Source organism: Asanoa siamensis (assembly GCF_016862555.1).
Lineage (GTDB): Bacteria > Actinomycetota > Actinomycetes > Mycobacteriales > Micromonosporaceae > Asanoa > Asanoa siamensis.
The window spans coordinates 24,584-41,595 of the sequence record NZ_BONE01000069.1; the positions used below are offsets into that span (position 1 = coordinate 24,584).

Genomic DNA, 17,012 nt, shown 5'->3' on the forward strand with positions numbered 1-17,012 from the left:
TTGTCGTGGCTCATGGGCGGCCGGCCGCCGACCAGGCTTCGTGGGACGTGCGGACGCGGTCCCACAGGGCCGTGCGTTCCGCTTGCGTCACGTCGTCGATGCCCAGGCCGAACAGGCCCGTGAGCATGCCCCACCATTCCTCGTCGTTGGTGACCTCGCGTTTGGCCACGCCCGTCGCTGTCACCGTCGTCAGGGTCAGGCCCCGGAGGATGTCGGCGCCGGCCGGGTGGCGGCGTTGCGCGGTCAGCGTGCGGACGAAGCCCGACGTCGGCGACGTCGACAGCTCCGTGTGCATCGCACTGAAGTCGGTTGGACCTGCCTCCTTGGAGCTGAAGTCCATGCCTTCGAAAGCGCCGACCGGGTCGTGGGTCAGGCGCCAGCCGTCGGGCTCCACAGTGGACCGCGCCAGGTCGAAGCCGTAAGGTCCCTGCCGGAACGGGCCCGGCGTCAGCGGGACCGGCTCGTGGAGGCCGTCGCCCAGGCCGACGTCGACGAACCAGACCCCGGTCGGGCAACGCGGGGTCGGTAGGCCGTGGACCGTGAGCACCAGGTGGTTGCCGTTGGCGCCGACCGGCTCGGGGACGCCCCGACCCTGGACGCCGCCGACGTGCCAGCGCACGTCATAGCCCAGGTCGGTGAGCAGCGCGGAGAGCGCGCCGTTGAGGTGGTAGCAGTAGCCACCGCGGCCTAGTCGGGCGACGCGGTCGGCGGACTCCTGCGGGTCGACGGTGGTGGTGCGCCCGAGGTGGATGTCGAAGGTGGTGTAGGCGATGCGCTCCGCGTGGGCGCGGTGCAGCGCGGCCAGTGCTGCGGCGCTCGGCGGCTCGGCGGGCAGACCGAGACGCCGGAGGTAGGTGGGAACGTCGACCATGCGGAGACCGTACAACCGGGGTCTGACGATTTTCCGGCCCTGCCACGGGTAACCGCTACGGATGAAGGGCCGGCTGTACGCCCGGCTGACGGCGGCGCTCGGCGGGCCGGTCCGGACCCGGGTGATCATCCTGCTGGCGCTGGTGCTCGCCCTGAACTCCGCCGACAGCGGCACGATCGGCGCCGTCGCCGCTCCCCTCGAGGCCGATCTCGGGATCTCGCACGCCGGGCTCGGACTGTTCGCGACCGTCTCGTCCGGGGTCGGCGCGCTGGCGGCGCCCTACGCCGGGGTGCTGGCGGACCGGACAGCCCGGGTACGCCTGCTGGCGCTCACGATCGCCGTCTGGGGCGCGTCGATGGTCGTCGGGGGTCTGGCGCCGGACTACCTGTGGCTGCTGCTCTCCCGGATCACCCTGGGCGCGGCCGTCGCCGCCTCGGGCCCGATCGTCGCGTCGCTGATCGGCGACCTGTTCGCACCCGGCGAACGGGCGAAGATCTACGGCTGGGTCCTCACCGGCGAGCTCGTCGGGGCGGGCCTCGCCCTGCTGATCGGTGGCGACGTGGCCGCCTGGCTCACCTGGCGCGCGCCCTTCCTCGGACTCGCGGTGATCAGCCTCGGCCTGGCGGCGGCGCTCTGGCGGCTGATGCCCGAACCCCGCCGCGGCGGCGCGAGCCGCCTGCCGCCGGTCGACCCACGCCACCGGTACGGCGCCCACCCGCCGTCGCCCACACCCGGCCGCGACACCAGCCGGCACCACGAAGCCGGCCGCGACCATGACGATGATCACGGGGAACGCAGAGCGCCACCCAACCCGGCCGCGCCGCGGCCGGGCGCGAGCCCGGTCGGAGACCAGGCCCGCGCCACGATCATCGAGGAGGGCGTGCCCCCCGACGAGGGCCGCGTGTTGCGCGGCGACCCCGACCGGATGAGCTTCTGGCAGGCCGCCGTCTTCGTCCTGCGCATTCCCACCAACCGCACGTTGATCATCGCGACCGCCGTCGGCTACTTCTTCTTCGCCGGCCTGCGCACGTTCGCCCTGCTCTTCGCCCTCGACCGGTACGACCTCCCGCAAGGCATCGTCAGCCTGGTGATCATCCCGATCGGGCTCGGCGCCGTGGCCGGCACCATCTTCGGCGGCCGGCTGACCGACCGGGCCGTCCGCCGGCGCCGCACCAAGGCCCGGGTCACCGTGCCCGCGGTCGCCTACTCCGCGGCCGCCCTCTTCTTTCTCCCCGGCCTCGTCGTCGCCGACATCTGGGTGTCACTGGTCTTCTTCACCCTCGGTGCCTGCTGCCTCGCCGGCGCCAACGCCCCCCTCGGCGCCGCCCGCCTCGACATCGTCCCGGCCGCTCTCTGGGGCCGCGCGGAGAGCGTCCGCACCGTCCTGCAACTCGCCGCCGAAGCCGGTGGCCCCATCGCCTTCGGCTTCGTCGCCGACGAGTTCGGTGGCATGAGCGGCCGCGGCTCCGGCCTCGGCGACGCCTTCCTCGTCATGCTCGTGCCCCTCCTGCTCAACGGCCTGGTCCTCCTCCGCGCCCGGCGCACCTACCGCACCGACGTCGCCACGGCCGCCGCCGCCCACACCACAACCGTCAGCCCGCCACCAGGTGCGGCCGGCGGATCAGGCGCCGCGCCTTGAGCAGCAGGTCGAGAAGGCTCACCGCGACGATCACCGCGATCGCGAACTTGACGGTCGAGTCCGCCGCGGCCCCCAGGTAGACAGGCCCGGCGAACAGCACCCGGATCAGCGCGGCACACGTCAACAGCCCGAGCGCCACGTCGACGTGGCGGGTCAGCGGGCGCCAGCGGCCGTGGACGGTCACGGTCAGGTACAGCGCGAGCTCCGCGACCAGCAGGGCGAGCACGACCGGCCCCGTGAAGCGCACGAAGTCAGGGTCGAACGTCAGCGCCCGCACCGCCTCCGGCGCGGCACCGAGCCGCTCCAGCAACCAGGCCGCGCTGACCAGCACGACCGTGCCGAGCACCCAGAAGGCGAAGGCGGCGACCCGACCCGGCCGGTTGACCAGGCCCGCCGCCGACTTCCGCGGCCGCCACAGGAATCGCGCGGGCCAGCGGCGCCGCGCGAAGCCGGCAAGACCGAAACACACGACGAGGAAACCGGGCCACCACAACGCCGCGAGTCCGTACGACCGGTACCAGTCGAGCGGGTCGGTGGCGGCGAGCCCGCCGAGCAGCCAGATCACCACGACGCCGACGACGCTCCACCGCACGAAGCGGCGCCCGTCGGACGGGTCGACGACGGTCGCGGGCTGACCGTACCGGGCGGCCACGTCCCCCGGCAGGCCGAACGCCCGCAGCCGGGCCAGCGGATCGTCGCTGCCCGCCAGCTCCTCACGTAGCAGCGCCCGCAGCTCCGCCGCGACGTCCGCGCGCTGGGCGCGCGGCAGCAGCCTCGCCACGTCGGCGACGTACGCGTCGATGAGTTCTTCGGTGGTGAGCATCTAGTCGTCACCTTCTGTCAGTCGTCGCACGGCGTCGTTGAGGTCGCTCCACGAGTGGCGCAGCCGTGCGTAGAGCTCTTTCCCCGCGGTGCTGAGCCGGTAGTAGCGCCGCGGCTGCCCGTCGGTGCGCCACTCGCTGCTCAGCACGCCCTGACTCTCCAGCCGCCGCAGGAGCGGATAGAGCGTGCCCTCCTCGATCGGAAGACCGTTGTCGGCCAGCGACTGCCGCAGCTCGTAGCCGTAACGGAACTCGCGGAGCTGCGAGAGCACCGCCAGCACCACGACGCCGCGGCGCAGCTCGAGCTCCAGCTTGTCGCCAACCATGCGGCACACAGTACTGTGTGCCGCACAGCCCGTCAAAGGGCAACCCGGACCGCCTCCCCCAGCCGGTCGAGGGCGACCACGAAATCCGCCGCCGGCAGGTGGCCGAAACCCACCCGGAACACGCGGTCGGACTCGAAGAACCACGACCCGCGCCCGACCCGCACCTCCAGCGCCGGCAACGCCGCGTAGAACCGCCGCACGCCGTCGTCCGGGACCATGTCCGGTCGCAGGCGTACGCAGCAGAGCGCCCCCGCGTCGGGCCGTAGCACCTCGACGGCCTGCTGGCCGGCGGCCCACGCGGTCAGCGTCGACAGCCCCTCCCGCAGCGCCGCCCGCCGCGGACCCAGCACCTCGGCGCGCCGCCGGAGCACCTCGGCCGCCAGCACCTCGTCGACCCCGGATCCACCCAGCAGCGTCGTGAACTTGGCCAGCCGCAGACGCGCGTACAGCTTCGGATCGACAGCCGTCAGCCAGCCCACCCGCAACCCCGGCGTCCCGTACGCCTTGGACAGTGACGAGCACGTCACCACCGACGGCCCCAGCGCCGCGGCGGACGGCGCCACCGCCCCGTCGTAGGTCGCGTCCCGGTACGTCTCGTCGACCAGCACGACCGCCGCCGGCGCCACCGCCGAAACGCCGGCGACCAGGTCGGCCAGGTCGCGCGCGGCCAGGCGTACCCCCGACGGGTTCTGGGGTGACGCGACCGAGACCAGCCGCGTCGACGGCCGCACGGCAGCCAGGACGGCCGCCACGTCGAGCCGGTACCCGGCGTCGAACGACAGCGGCACCGGGGTCACCTCCGCACCCACCGCGACGAGCTGCGACCGGGCCGGCGGGAAGCAGGGCGTGGTCACCACCGCGTGGTCGCCGGCGCCGCACGTGACCAGGGCCACGAGGAACATCCCGGCGATCCCGCCGGGCGTCAGCAGCACCCGCTCGGGCGGGACCGACAGGTCCGCGGCCACCAGCGAGCGCAACCCCTCGGAGCCCTGCGTCGTCCCGTACCCGACGGACAACTCGGACATCACGCCGAGTACGCCGGGCGTGAGGAGGGTGCCGAGCGTCAACGGCGGGCTGGTGCTCTCCCCGAGGTCGTAGCGGCACGGTGAGTCGACGAGATCCGACATCGGCGCGGGCATGAAACGGTCCATACGCCGATGATCGCCACGACGCCGCAGCCCACGGCAGGGCCAATCGGGTCCGGGTGGCTCGACCGGTGAACGACCCGCCCCGACCGCCCACCGCGTCCAAACCGCCGCTCGCTTCGAAATGCGGGTCATTCATGATCGTCTTACGATCGAAACGGTTCAAGCGGCAGGAGGCACCCCCATGGCCCTGTTATCCGCCCTCGATCGTGAGCACACCGTCGCGCCGCCGGGGTTCAGCCGATGGCTGATACCGCCCGCCGCGCTCGCCGTGCACCTGTGCATCGGCCAGGCGTACGCCACCAGCGTCTACAAGAACTCGTTCGTCGCGCACTTCGGGACGAGCCAGACCGCGATCGGCATCATCTTCAGCATCGCGATCGTCATGCTCGGCCTGTCGGCGGCCGTCGCCGGCACCTGGGTCGAGAACAACGGGCCGCGCAAGGCGATGTTCGTCTCCGCCTCGTTCTGGGGTGCCGGCTTCCTCGTCAGCGCGCTCGGCATCGCGACCGAACAACTCTGGCTCGTCTATCTCGGGTACGGCGTGATCGGCGGCATCGGGCTCGGCATCGGCTACATCTCGCCGGTGTCGACCCTGATCAAGTGGTTCCCGGACCGCCCCGGCCTGGCCACCGGGCTCGCCATCATGGGCTTCGGCGGCGGCGCCCTGATCGCCGGCCCCGCCTCGCGACAGCTGCTGAGCTTCTACGACAGCGGCTACGACCCCAACGTCAGCACCTCGGTCGCGAGCGGCGGCGCGCTGGTCGCGCTCTTCCTGACCCTCGGCATCGGCTACTTCCTGATCATGATGTTCGGGGTCTTCAACGTCCGGGTTCCCGCGGACGGCTGGAAGCCCGAGGGCTTCGACCCCGCCACCGTCGCCGCCAAGCCGCTGGTCACCACCGGCAGCGTGAGCGCGGCCAACGCGATCAGGACGCGCGCGTTCTGGCTGCTCTGGATCGTGCTGTTCTGCAACGTGACCGCCGGCATCGGCATCCTCGAGCAGGCCAGCCCGATGATCCAGGACTTCTTCCGGGACGGTACGACCTCGACCGTCGCGGTCTCGGCCGCGGCCGGCTTCGTCGGTGTCCTGTCGCTGTTCAACATGGCCGGCCGGTTCGCCTGGTCGTCCACCTCGGACCTGATCGGGCGCAAGCCGATCTACATGATCTACCTCGGCGTCGGCATGGTCCTCTACTTCCTGCTCGCCTCGGTCGGGCACACCGCGACCGCGCTGTTCGTGCTGCTCGCCGGCGTGATCCTGTCGTTCTACGGCGGCGGCTTCGCGACCGTGCCCGCCTACCTGCGGGACCTCTTCGGGACCTACCAGGTCGGCGCGATCCACGGCCGGCTGCTGACCGCCTGGTCGGCCGCGGGCGTCGCCGGCCCACTGATCATCAACGGCTTCCTCGACGCGCAGGGCAAGCCGGGTTCGCTGACCGCCGAGGCGTACCGGCCGGCGCTGTTCACGATGGTCGGCGTGCTGGCCATCGGGTTCCTGGCGAACCTGCTGATCCGCCCGGTCCCGGAGCGCTTCCACGAACCGGCCTCCGGCGGACCCACCGTGCCGGCACAATCGAAACCGGCCGAGCCGGTGAAGGGGGCGACCTCATGAGTACGAGGCTTGTGGTGTCGTGGGCGTTGATCGGGGTTCTGCTCGGCTACGGCGTGGTGGAGACCGTGATCACCGCGGTCAAGCTGTTCGGCTGACCGTCGGCGGCGGCGTCGGTCTGGGCGGGAGATAGCGGCCGCGGGCGACCGCGACCAGCGTGCGCAGGAAGACGCCGCCGACCAGCAGCGTGATCGCGCCGATCACCAGCCAGCTCAGCGCGAAGTGCCCGGTCGGCCGACCCATGTTGATCCAGATCAGCGCCGCAGCCGCGACCGCCGCGTAGGCGAAGGTGAACGCCCAGAACGCCGGGCTGAACGTCAGCCGCAGGTACGCCGGCAGGAAACGCACCTGGGCGACCACCAGCAGCACGCCGTAGCCGGCGAGGATGGCCGCGAACACGTCGATCCGGAAGCCGTTGAGCGCGAAGTAGGCGATGCTGGCCACCGGCGCCGGCGCCACCTCGATGGCCAGCGTGGGGAACAGCGGCGGCGGGAGCACCGGGCTGACGAACAGCCGGTTCATGATGATCGACCCGAGCACGAGCCAGCAGATCAGGCCGAGGCCGAACATGAACTCGCCGAGACGACGCTGCCCCACGTTGGTGGCGGCGGCCGAAGCGACCAGCCCACCGGCGACGGTCGGCAGGAAGAACCCCGGATGGATCTTCGCCGGGTCCAGCGCGGCGTAGATCCACTGGCCGGTCAGGACGCCGCCGTAGAGGATCGTGAGCACGATGAAGACGTCGACCAGCACGACCGCGGCGTCGTGCGCGTGGGGCTCCAGTCCCAGGGCGGCGATCAGCATGGGGACGATCAACGCCACCGAGATGAACGGCGCCCCGATGTTGTCGAGCAGGTCGGCGCGCACGTCCCGCCACCGCGCGAAATAGAGCACGCAGGAGACCAGCCAGACGGCGGCGGCCAGGATCATCAGCGCGTCGGTGACGCCGGCCGGGGTGATGCCGTACCTCTCGCCGAACGCCCAAACCTCAGCCAGCCCCGCCAGTCCGAACGAGGCGCTGAACACGTTTGGTGGCACTCTGCCCAGTTTGGCCACAAAATGGACGTTACCGGGCGGGGGTTCCCTCGGGGGCGTGCATCCGGCATCCTCGATCCATGGGTGAGGTCTACCCGTTCCCGGGAGTTGGCGACACCTTCGACGACGTACGCGACGGCGGACGCACCATGCGGGTCAGCGTGCACGCCGACCGCGACATGGTCGTGCTCTCGCTCTGGTCCGGTGTGTTCTGCCGGGCGTCCTTCCGCCTGGCCGCCGCCGACGCCGAGCGCCTGCGAGCCGTGCTCGAACAAGCCGAACGGCCGGCCGCGACCGAACCCGAACCCCCGGTCAGCGCTTGCGGATGAGCGTCACCCCGTCGCGTACGGGCAGCATGACGACACTGACGCGCGGGTCGGCCACGACCTGGTCGTTGATCGCCCGGATCGCGAGGTCGGCCTCCCCGGTCGCGGTCGGGTCGACCACCCGCCCGCCGCGCAGCACGTTGTCGAGCACGATCAGGCCACCGCGGCGCAGCCGGGTGACGATCTCCGCGTAGTAGGCCGCGTACCCGGTCTTGTCGGCGTCGATGAACGCGAAGTCGATCGTCTCCTCCGCCGGCAGCGCGCGCAGCGTCTCGACGGCCGGCGCGATCCGCAGGTCGATCCGGTCGGCCACGCCGGCCCGGTCCCAGTAGCGCCGCGCGACCGAGGTCCACTCGTCGCTGACGTCGCAGGCCAGCAGCGTGCCGCCCGGCGCCAGGCCGCGGGCGATGCAGATCGACGAGTAGCCGGTGAACACCCCGACCTCGACTGCCTGGGTGGCGCCGACGAGCTGGACCAGCATGGTCAACAGCTCACCCTCGTCGTGCGAGATCTGCATGCCGGCCGCGTCGGGGAACGCGCGCGCGGTCTCGATCGCGAGCTCGCGGAGCAACGGGTCGGAGGGCGTCGAGTGGGCGAGCAGGTAGTCGCTGATCGCGGCGCTGGTGATGTCGGGCATGATCACCAGCCTATCCAGGAGCTGCCGGGGCGTTGAACGCATGGCAGGATGAGAACGTTATGAAGATCAACGTTGAACAGGTCACCGACCGGCTCGCCGGGCACGGTGAGGGTCCGGCGTGGGACGCCGCGACCGGCCGGCTGCACTGGGTCGACATGCTCGCCGGCGACATGCTCTCGCTGGACCCGGCCGACGGCGCGGTCACGCGTACCCCCGTCTCGTCCGTGGTCTGCGCGATCCGGCCTCGCCGCGCCGGCGGCCTGGTGCTGGCCGTGGAGCGGGGCTTCGCGCTGCTCGACCCGGGCGGGGAACGGCCGCGGCTCCTGCCGGAGCTGTGGCCCGCGGGGACCGTCCGGATGAACGACGGCGCGGCCGACCCGCGAGGCCGGTTCTACTGCGGCTCGATGGCGACCGACGACCGCCCGGGCGCGGGCTCGCTCTACCGGCTCGACGCCGCCGACCTGAGCGTGACGGTCGTGCTGGAGGGCGTCGGCATCTCCAACGGGCTGGCCTGGTCGCGCGACGGCGGCACCGCCTACTACGTCGACTCGCTGACCCAGCGGATCGACCTGTTCGGCGTGGACGCGGCCGGTGAGCTCGTCGACCGGCGACCGTTCGTGACCGTGCCAGCCGAGGTCGGCACGCCCGACGGCCTGTGCCTCGACGCCGAGGGTGGCGTCTGGGTGGCGCTCTGGGACGGTGGCGCGGTGCACCGCTACGGTCCGGACGGCAGTCTCGACGCGGTCATCGAGATGCCGGTCGACCGGCCGACCGCGTGCACGTTCGGCGGGCCCGACCTCGCCGACCTCTACATCACCACGTCCCGGCCGTCCGACGACGACCCGAAGCCGAGCGGGGCGCTGTTCCGTGCCCGACCTGGCGTGACCGGCTTCGCCGACTGGGAGTTCGCGGGATGACCGACCACCTCGGCGACTGGGGTCGCCCGCACGGCACCGTGCCGCCGCGCGCCGCCCTGCACACCGACGCGCCCGTGATCGACCTGTCCGGCGCCTGGCGGTTCCGGCTCTCGCCGACCGCCGCCGCGGCCGAGTTCTGGGACCCGGCCTACGACGACTCCGGCTGGGACGTGCTGCCGGTGCCGTCGAGCTGGCCCATGCACGGGTACGGGCGGCCCGCGTACACGAACATCACGTACCCGTTCCCGCTCGACCCGCCGTTCGTACCCACGGAGAACCCGACCGGTGACCACCGCCGGACCGTCGCGGTGCCCGCGGACTGGGCCGGGCAGCGGGTGCTGCTGCGGTTCGAGGGCGTCGACTCGCTCGGGCGGGTCTGGGTCAACGGCGTCGAGGTCGGCAGCACCCAGGGAAGCCGGCTGACGCACGAGTTCGACGTGACCGCGCACCTGCGGCCGGGCGCCGACAACGTGATCGCGGTGCGGGTGCACCAGTGGTCGGCCGGCAGCTATCTCGAAGACCAGGACATGTGGTGGCTGCCGGGCATCTTCCGCGCGGTCACGCTGGAGGTCCGGCCGGCCGGCGGGCTCGACGACGTGTTCGTCCACGCCGGTTTCGCCGAGGGGCGGGGCACGCTGCGGGTCGACGCGCCCGACGGCGCGCTGCTCTCGGTGCCCGCGCTGGGTCTGCACGACGTCGCCGTCAACACCGCGCACGCGGTCGAGGTCGCCGCCTGGACACCCGAGACACCCACGTTGTACGACGCCCGGGTGTCGACGCCCACCGAGACCGTGACGCTGCGGATCGGCTTCCGCACGGTCGCGGTCGTCGACGGTCTGCTCACGGCCAACGGGCAACGCATCTTCTTCCGCGGCGTCAACCGGCACGAGTTCCACCCCGACCTCGGCCGGGTCGTGCCCCTCGACGTGGTCCGCGCCGAGCTCGAGCTGATGAAGGCCCACCACGTCAACGCGATCCGCACCAGCCACTACCCGCCGCACGCCGCGCTGCTCGACCTCTGCGACGAGCTGGGCTTCTGGGTGATCGTGGAGAACGACTACGAGACGCACGGCTTCGAGCAGAACGGCTGGCGGGACAACCCCACCGACGATCCACGGTGGACGGACGCGCTGGTCGACCGGATGCGTCGCACGGTGTCCCGCGACAAGAACCACGCCTGCGTGGTGATGTGGTCACTGGGCAACGAGGCGGGTGTGGGCCGCAACCTGGCTTCGATGGCGGCGGTCGCGCGGTCGATCGACCCCGACCGGCCGTTGCACTACGAGGGCGACCGGTCGAGCGCGCACACCGACGTCTACAGCCGGATGTACGCGTCGCCCGCCGAGGTCGCCGAGATCGGCGCGGCGCCCGACGGGCTGCCGTTCGTGCTCTGCGAGTACGCCCACGCGATGGGCAACGGCCCGGGCCTGCTGACCGACTACCGGGAGCTGTTCGAGCGCTACCCGCGCTGCCAGGGCGGCTTCATCTGGGAATGGCTCGACCACGGCATCCGCGTCGGTGACCACTTCGCGTACGGCGGCGACTTCGGCGAGCCCGTGCACGACGGCAACTTCGTCATCGACGGCCTCGTGTTCCCGGACCGCACGCCCTCACCGGGCCTGACCGAGCTGGGCGCCGTCTTCGCGCCGGTCCGGCTCGAACCCGAGGGCGAGAACCTGACCATCCGCAACGCGTACGACCACCGCGACCTGTCGGACGTCGTGCTCGACTGGGTCGTCACGGTCGACGGCGAGCCCGTCGCCACCGGCACGGAACCGGCCCCGGCGCTGGCGCCGGGCGAGTCGGCCCGCCTGTCGGTGCCGAGCGGCGCGGTCGCACCGCCCAGCGACAACGAGGCGTGGCTGACGATGACGGCCCGGCTGCTCGGCGGTCGGCAGGTGGGTGCCGGGCAGCTCCTGCTGCACGAGGCGGCACCCCGGCCGCGCGGGACGCGGCGGCGGATCAGCGGCGACACGCTCGGCGTCGCCCGGTTCGGCGCCGACGGGCGGCTCGTCGCGATCGGCGACATGCCGGTGAGCGGGCCGCGGCTCGACGTGTGGCGCGCGCCGATCGACAACGACGAGTTCGGCGACGACCCGCTCGCCCGGCGCTGGCGGGCGGCCGGCCTGCACCGGATGACGCACAGGGTCGTCGAGGTGGCGGGCACGCTGGGCGGGTGGACCGTGCAGACCCGGGTCGCGGCGGCCGGGGTCGACCGGGCACTGCTGGCGACGTACCGGTGGAGCGCCGAGGATGACACCGTGACGCTGCGCCTCGACGTCGAGCCGACCGGCGACTGGGACGTGCCGCTCCCCCGGGCCGGCGTGTCGATGGCCGTGCCCGGACGGCTCGGCGCGGTGACCTGGTTCGGCGGCGGGCCGGGCGAGGCCTATGTGGACTCGCACAGCGCGGCGCTGGTGGGCCGCTACGAGTCCACGGTGGACGCGATGCAGACGCCGTACGTGCGGCCGCAGGAGAACGGCAACCGGACGAAGGTGCGCTGGGCCCGGCTGACCGACACCGCCGGCGCCGGGCTCGAGATCCTGGGCCACCCGACGTTCGAGCTGACCGCCCGCCGGTGGAGCACGGCCGCGCTGACGGCGGCGCGGCACACCGACGACCTGGTGCCGGGCCGGGACATCCACCTCCATCTCGACCACGCCCACCAGGGGCTCGGCACCGCGGCCTGCGGCCCGCCGGCCGCACCCGAGGCCTGGCTGCCCGCCGAGCCGTTCGAGCTGGAGGTGACCTTCCGCGCCGTTTGAGGTGCCCGCCGGGGCCCGGCGGGCGCAGAATGACGGTGGACTGGGAGGTCGCCATGGCCGACGACGACGAGCGCGTGGTCTTCACCGACGAGGAGGCCGCCTTCCTGCGGCACGTCCGGTTCGGCGAGCTGCCACCCCGGGTGCTTCCCGACGAGCTGGTCGAGCTGCACGAGACCGACCACCGGCCGGGCATCCCGGAGAACCACCTCGACGACCGCGACTGGCGCGGCAGCGCCTGAGCCTGGACGCCCGCGACTGGCGCGGGACCGTCTAGACCACCTTGTCGAGGAAGCGGGTGACCTCGGCCGCGTAGGCCGGCGGGTCGACGTTCCACGAAGCCACGTGGCCGCCGTCGCGGGTCGCGACCAGGGTGACCAGGTCCGGCCGTTGCGCGGCGTACGCGTGCGCCGGGCCGGTGCGGACGCGCAAGTCGGCCTCGTCGACGAAGAACAGCGCCGGCACGGTCAGCTCGCCCGGGTGCTGGTCCAGCAGCGACAGGTCGAGCCGGGCCCGCCACTGCGTGAACCGCTTCGCCGACCACGTGATCGGTGCCGGTACGCGCCGCAGGTCGGCCTGGTAGTCGATCACCCCGGCCCAGGAGAGCACCGGGCTGTCCAGCACCACGCCGCGGATCACGGCGGCGTCCGCGACCGGCAGCCGGCGCAGCGCGGTCAGCACGATGCCGCCGCCCATCGACCAGCCGAACAGCACGATCTCGGTGGCCCCGTGCTCGCGCGCGTACCGGATCGCGGCCGCCAGGTCGCGCCACTCGGTGTCGCCCATGTGGTAGTAGCCGTCCGGGCTGGCCGGCGCGTCCGGGTCGTTGCGGTAACCGATCACCAGCGTGGTCAGCCCTTTGCCGACGACGTCGGGCAGCACCCGCAGCGCCTCGTGGCGGCTGCCGCCCCGGCCGTGCACGGCGATCGCCCAGGCGCCGGGCCGCTGCGCGCCCGGCGGCGGCACCAGCCAGGCCGGCATGTCGCCGAGCTCGCCCGGCACCGGGACGGTCGAGAAGTCCAAACCGAACGCTTCCTTCGGGTCGGTGCCGTATACGTTGTAGTCGACCTCGACCATGAGCCCGGGGAACAGCCCGTCGATGCCGCCGGCCACCACGCGGCGCACCACGGCGTCGCCCTCGACGCGGACGTCGGCCGAGAGCCGGACGGTGCCGCCCGGCCAGATCAGGCCGACCGGGATCGGCTTCACGGTGTCGTCGTCGCGACTGAGCGTGACCTCGTCGCCGGCCATGTCGAGCACCCGCACCAGCAGGTCGGCGGTGCGCACGACGCGCAGCACCTCGCCCGAGAAGTAGTAGCCGGCCGCCGCGGTGCTGATCACGCTGACCACACTGGTCACCGCGGCGGTCACGGCACCGCCGACCAGCCCCCGTCGGTTCACGATCACACCGGCAACGACATCACAAAACCCAAGATCATGCGACGGTACGGTGACCGAGCTAATAGCGCCGGCGGCGGACCAGCACGACGACGGCGGTCGGAATGATCACCGCGAGCACGGCGAGCGCGACCTGCGAGACCATCGGCCAGGTGCCCGGGTCGGGCGGCGCGGGGCGAGCCTTGCCCTCCGCGGAGGGCGCGAAGAACAACACGGTGACGACGATGACGGCGACCGCGATGGCGCCGGCGCGCAGCAGCCGGCGGAGCACCACGGTGCGCTCGCTTGGCTGTGACACGGCGAGCCTTCCGGTGGGCGTCCGGGTTGGTACGCCCACACGGTAGCGAAGCGGCCGGGAGATCGACGCTCATTTAACGGTCATCTAATCCAACCTTGCGAATGCCCTATGCCGCCGCTCCGCCGCCGTCTAGAACTCCTCCCAGGTGCGGGGGTCCTGCTTCACGGGCTTGCCGACGTCGACGGCTGTGACGGCCGCGACGTCGGCGGGCTCGAGCGAGAAGCCGAAGATGTCGGCGTTGAGCCGCTGGCGTTCCGGGTTGGTCGACGCCGGCACGGTGGTGATGCCGCGCTCGACCAGCCAGCGCAGCACGACCTGCGACGGCGCCACGCCCAGGCGGGCGGCGATCGCGGTCACCGTCGGGTGCTCCAGGATCCCGCTGTTGCGCTCCAGCGGGCTCCACGCCTGCACGACGGTGCCGTGCCGGGACACCTCGTCGACGACGCCGACCTGGGCGTGCGTCGGCGAGACCTGCAACTGGTCGACGGCCGGCACGACGCTGGTCGCATCGACCACCGCGCGGATGTGCTCGTCGAGGAAGTTCGACACCCCGATCGAGCGGATCAGGCCCTCCTCACGAAGGGCGACCATCTCCGCGTACGACTCGACGTAGCGGCCCACCCGCGGCAGCGGCCAGTGGATCAGGTACAGGTCGACGTAGTCGAGGCCCAGCCGGTCCAGCGAGGCGGTGAAGCCCTCCCGCACGTACGGCTTGCCCTGATGGCGACCGGCCAGCTTGCTGGTGACGAAGAACTCCTCGCGCGGCAGCCCGCTCTCCCGGATCGCGGTGCCGACCGCGTCCTCGTTCCCGTAGTTGTAGGCGGTGTCGAGCAGCCGGTAGCCGGTCTCGACCGCGGCGAGGATCGCGTCGACAAGCTGTCGACCCTTGGCCGGGTAGGTGCCGAGCCCGAGCCAGGGCATCTCGTGACCGTCGTTGAGCGTACGGGTGGGAATGGAGATCGGTGCCATGATCCCCACCCTAGATGCGGTCCAGCCATTCCCCGAGAAGCACCTGCTCGGCCGGGCTGAACCGGTCGGCGACGGCGGGCAGCGCGGCCTTCAACGACTGGGCGCGGGCCGCGACGGTCTCGGGGCCCGCCTGCGTCAGCACCGCGGCCATGACCGCGTCGCGGAGCGTGCGGGACAGGTCCGTGTGGGCGTCGAGGGTGCCGTCGCTCTGTGCGGCGATCAGCGCCAGCGTCACGCCGACACTGGCCGCGTACACCATGGGAACGGCGGTCTCGACCGGGACGCGCAACCGGCCCGCGGCGGCGACCCGGCGCATGATGCCGGTGAGCAGGTCGTGCCCCTCGCCGCTGACCGCCGACGGGTCGCCGGGGCGTGGGTCGCCGTAGATCAGCCGGTAGAGCGCCGGGTTGGCCAGCCCGAACTCGACGTGCAGGTCCCAGCCGGCGACGAGGTCCTCGACCGGGTCGTCGCGGCGCTCCCCCGCGCGCTTCTGCCGCAGGTAGCTGGCCCACGCCTCGTCGGCGACGGCGGCGAACAGGCCGGCCATGTCGCCGAACTGGCGGTAGATCGTCTGGGCCTGCACGCCGGCCGCGGCACTGACCGCCCGGGTCGAGACGGCGTCGCGACCGCCGGTGGCCAGGAGCTCCGCCGCCGCGTCGAGGATCCGCCGCCGAGGTGTTGTCACCACCACATGTTAGCACCGATAACGTTCTTGCGTTAGCAGTGCTAACGTGGCCGGCATGACGATCCCCACCCGCAAGCTCAGCGCTGCCGGCCCCGTCGTGGGCGCCCTCGGTCTCGGGGCCATGGGCATGTCCGACATGTACGGCCCGGCCGACGAGAGCCAGAGCATCGCCACCCTGCACGCGGCCCTCGACGCGGGCATGAACCTGATCGACACGGCCGACTTCTACGGCTCCGGCCACAACGAGTTGCTGATCTCCCGCGCCCTGCGCGAGCGGCGCCGCGACGAGGTCGTGCTCAGCGTCAAGTTCGGCAGCCGCAAGCACCCCGACGGCTCGTTCCAGCCGGCCCCCTACGACGTGTCGGCGGTCGCCGTCCGCGACCGGCTCGCCCAGTCGCTGCGCCGGCTGAACACCGACTACATCGACATCTACCGGCCGTCACGCCTCAACCCCGACGTGCCGATCGAGGAGACCGTCGGCGCGCTGCGCGAGATGCAGGAGGCCGGCTACATCCGCCACATCGGACTGTCCGAAGTGGGCGAGGAGAGCATCCGCCGGGCCGCGGCCGTCGCCACGATCAGCGACGTGCAGATCGAGTACTCGCTGCTGTCCCGTGGTCCGGAGCAGGCGTTGCTGCCCACGCTGCGCGAGCTCGGCATCGGGCTGACCGCGTACGGCGTGCTCTCCCGCGGCCTGCTCAGCGGCCACTGGACGGTGGACCGGGCCCTGGGCAGCAAGGATTTCCGTGCCGCCCTGCCCCGGTTCAACGGCGCGAACCTGGCCGCCAACCTGAAGCTGGTCGAGGAGCTCGGCCGGGTCGCGCGCGAGCTCGCGGCGACCACGAGCCAGGTCGCGATCGCCTGGGTCGCGGCGCAGGGCGACGACATCGTGCCGCTGGTCGGCGCCCGCCGGGTCGACCGGCTGGAGGAGTCCCTCGGCGCCCTCGATGTGCGGCTCACGCCGGAGCACCTCACCCGGATCGAGGCCGCGATCCCGGCCGGCGCGGCCGCCGGCGGTCGCTACATGGACCAGCAGTTGCACCTGCTGGACAGCGAGCGGTGACCGCCGTCACCGCCGCGGTGCGGGAGTAGCCTGGGCGAATGCCCAAGATCGCAACTGCCGACCGGGTCGACCGCGACCAGCTCGTCGAGTTCGTCCGCACCCGCCACCGGCTGACCCTGGTGACCTTCCGCCGCGACGGCCGCCCCCAGCTGTCGCCGGTGGCGGGCGGCGTCGACGAGGCCGGCCGCATCGTGATCTCCACGTACCCGGACCGCGCCAAGTCCGTCAACGCCCGCCGCAACCCGGCCGTCAGCGTGCTGGTGCACTCCGACGACTGGAACGACCCGTACGTCCAGGTCGACGGGACGGCCGAGGTCCTCGACATGCCGTCCGCGGAGACGGAGGACGCGCTGGTCGAGTACTTCCGCTGCATCGCCGGCGAACATCCGGACTGGACGGAGTACCGCGAGGCGATGCGCCGCCAGGGCAAGTCCCTGATCCGCGTCACGATCGACTCCTGGGGCCCGATCGCCACGGGCGGCTTCCCGCCGGACCGTGCCCCTGCGAG

The 17,012-nt window shown here is 72.4% G+C and carries 19 protein-coding genes; 9 read left to right on the forward strand and 10 right to left on the reverse strand.

Annotated features, from left to right (window positions below; genetic code table 11):
- Positions 1-10: 10 nt before the first annotated feature.
- Positions 11-871, reverse strand: coding sequence for an arylamine N-acetyltransferase family protein (locus Asi02nite_RS31425; RefSeq protein ID WP_203717626.1), 861 nt, complete (start codon positions 869-871; stop codon positions 11-13).
- A 61-nt stretch (positions 872-932) separates the two neighbouring features.
- Between Asi02nite_RS31425 and Asi02nite_RS31430 the strand changes: the two genes are divergently transcribed.
- Positions 933-2,510 (forward strand): MFS transporter, encoded by a 1,578-nt coding sequence (locus Asi02nite_RS31430; RefSeq protein ID WP_203717627.1) that lies wholly within the window; start codon positions 933-935, stop codon positions 2,508-2,510.
- On the opposite strand, the gene Asi02nite_RS31435 is transcribed toward Asi02nite_RS31430, so the two are convergent.
- The 3 genes from Asi02nite_RS31435 to Asi02nite_RS31445 are packed head-to-tail and all read right to left on the reverse strand — an operon-like array spanning position 2,464 to position 4,808.
- Positions 2,464-3,333, reverse strand: coding sequence for a hypothetical protein (locus Asi02nite_RS31435; protein WP_203717628.1), 870 nt, complete (start codon positions 3,331-3,333; stop codon positions 2,464-2,466). The two genes, Asi02nite_RS31430 and Asi02nite_RS31435, sit on opposite strands and share 47 nt — an antisense overlap.
- The gene (locus tag Asi02nite_RS31440) at positions 3,334-3,657 is read right to left on the reverse strand and encodes a PadR family transcriptional regulator (RefSeq protein WP_203717629.1); all 324 of its coding nucleotides are present in this window, start codon (positions 3,655-3,657) and stop codon (positions 3,334-3,336) included.
- Between the two features lie 32 nt (positions 3,658-3,689).
- The gene (locus tag Asi02nite_RS31445) at positions 3,690-4,808 is read right to left on the reverse strand and encodes a pyridoxal phosphate-dependent aminotransferase (RefSeq protein WP_203717630.1); all 1,119 of its coding nucleotides are present in this window, start codon (positions 4,806-4,808) and stop codon (positions 3,690-3,692) included.
- A 178-nt stretch (positions 4,809-4,986) separates the two neighbouring features.
- Here Asi02nite_RS31445 and Asi02nite_RS31450 point away from each other — a divergent pair, with 178 nt between their 5' ends.
- Positions 4,987-6,417 carry an OFA family MFS transporter gene (locus Asi02nite_RS31450; protein ID WP_203717631.1) on the forward strand — a complete coding sequence of 477 codons (1,431 nt, stop codon included), beginning with the start codon at positions 4,987-4,989 and terminating at the stop codon, positions 6,415-6,417.
- On the forward strand, positions 6,414-6,512 hold the full coding sequence (locus tag Asi02nite_RS43005) for an MFS transporter small subunit (RefSeq protein ID WP_444541781.1): 99 nt from the start codon (positions 6,414-6,416) through the stop codon (positions 6,510-6,512). The genes Asi02nite_RS31450 and Asi02nite_RS43005 overlap by 4 nt, the downstream gene beginning before the upstream one ends.
- Here the strand turns inward: Asi02nite_RS43005 and Asi02nite_RS31455 are convergent.
- Complete coding sequence (locus Asi02nite_RS31455; RefSeq protein WP_203717632.1) at positions 6,496-7,452, reverse strand: SLAC1 family transporter; 957 nt, start codon at positions 7,450-7,452, stop codon at positions 6,496-6,498. The two genes, Asi02nite_RS43005 and Asi02nite_RS31455, sit on opposite strands and share 17 nt — an antisense overlap.
- A gap of 77 nt (positions 7,453-7,529) precedes the next feature.
- On the opposite strand from Asi02nite_RS31455, the gene Asi02nite_RS31460 reads away from it, so the two are divergent.
- Complete coding sequence (locus tag Asi02nite_RS31460) at positions 7,530-7,778, forward strand: hypothetical protein (protein ID WP_203717633.1); 249 nt, start codon at positions 7,530-7,532, stop codon at positions 7,776-7,778.
- Here Asi02nite_RS31460 and Asi02nite_RS31465 read toward each other — a convergent pair.
- Positions 7,762-8,412 carry an O-methyltransferase gene (locus Asi02nite_RS31465; RefSeq protein ID WP_203717634.1) on the reverse strand — a complete coding sequence of 217 codons (651 nt, stop codon included), beginning with the start codon at positions 8,410-8,412 and terminating at the stop codon, positions 7,762-7,764. The genes Asi02nite_RS31460 and Asi02nite_RS31465 overlap by 17 nt on opposite strands.
- Before the next feature lie 59 nt (positions 8,413-8,471).
- Between Asi02nite_RS31465 and Asi02nite_RS31470 the strand changes: the two genes are divergently transcribed.
- Genes Asi02nite_RS31470 through Asi02nite_RS31480 form a run of 3 tightly spaced genes read left to right on the forward strand, consistent with a single transcriptional unit; the run spans position 8,472 to position 12,333 of the window.
- On the forward strand, positions 8,472-9,329 hold the full coding sequence (locus Asi02nite_RS31470) for an SMP-30/gluconolactonase/LRE family protein (RefSeq protein WP_203717635.1): 858 nt from the start codon (positions 8,472-8,474) through the stop codon (positions 9,327-9,329).
- Positions 9,326-12,094 (forward strand): glycoside hydrolase family 2 TIM barrel-domain containing protein, encoded by a 2,769-nt coding sequence (locus Asi02nite_RS31475; protein WP_203717636.1) that lies wholly within the window; start codon positions 9,326-9,328, stop codon positions 12,092-12,094. Before Asi02nite_RS31470 ends, Asi02nite_RS31475 begins: the two co-directional genes overlap by 4 nt.
- Before the next feature lie 29 nt (positions 12,095-12,123).
- Positions 12,124-12,333 carry a hypothetical protein gene (locus Asi02nite_RS31480; RefSeq protein ID WP_203717637.1) on the forward strand — a complete coding sequence of 70 codons (210 nt, stop codon included), beginning with the start codon at positions 12,124-12,126 and terminating at the stop codon, positions 12,331-12,333.
- 31 nt (positions 12,334-12,364) lie between these two features.
- On the opposite strand, the gene Asi02nite_RS31485 is transcribed toward Asi02nite_RS31480, so the two are convergent.
- The 4 genes from Asi02nite_RS31485 to Asi02nite_RS31500 all read right to left on the reverse strand — a co-directional run bounded on the left by Asi02nite_RS31485 (position 12,365) and on the right by Asi02nite_RS31500 (position 15,441).
- On the reverse strand, positions 12,365-13,492 hold the full coding sequence (locus Asi02nite_RS31485) for an alpha/beta hydrolase family protein (RefSeq protein ID WP_203717638.1): 1,128 nt from the start codon (positions 13,490-13,492) through the stop codon (positions 12,365-12,367).
- A gap of 58 nt (positions 13,493-13,550) precedes the next feature.
- On the reverse strand, positions 13,551-13,787 hold the full coding sequence (locus tag Asi02nite_RS31490) for a hypothetical protein (protein WP_203717639.1): 237 nt from the start codon (positions 13,785-13,787) through the stop codon (positions 13,551-13,553).
- A gap of 129 nt (positions 13,788-13,916) precedes the next feature.
- Positions 13,917-14,756, reverse strand: coding sequence for an aldo/keto reductase (locus Asi02nite_RS31495; protein ID WP_203717640.1), 840 nt, complete (start codon positions 14,754-14,756; stop codon positions 13,917-13,919).
- A 10-nt stretch (positions 14,757-14,766) separates the two neighbouring features.
- Positions 14,767-15,441, reverse strand: a complete 675-nt coding sequence (locus Asi02nite_RS31500; protein WP_239127293.1) for a TetR/AcrR family transcriptional regulator — start codon at positions 15,439-15,441, stop codon at positions 14,767-14,769.
- 55 nt (positions 15,442-15,496) lie between these two features.
- On the opposite strand from Asi02nite_RS31500, the gene Asi02nite_RS31505 reads away from it, so the two are divergent.
- Both Asi02nite_RS31505 and Asi02nite_RS31510 read left to right on the forward strand, forming a co-directional pair.
- Positions 15,497-16,504: an aldo/keto reductase gene (locus tag Asi02nite_RS31505; RefSeq protein ID WP_203717642.1), complete on the forward strand. Its 1,008-nt coding sequence runs from the start codon at positions 15,497-15,499 to the stop codon at positions 16,502-16,504.
- Between the two features lie 38 nt (positions 16,505-16,542).
- Positions 16,543-17,012: PPOX class F420-dependent oxidoreductase (locus Asi02nite_RS31510; protein ID WP_203717643.1), on the forward strand; the 470-nt coding region annotated here is incomplete at its 3' end.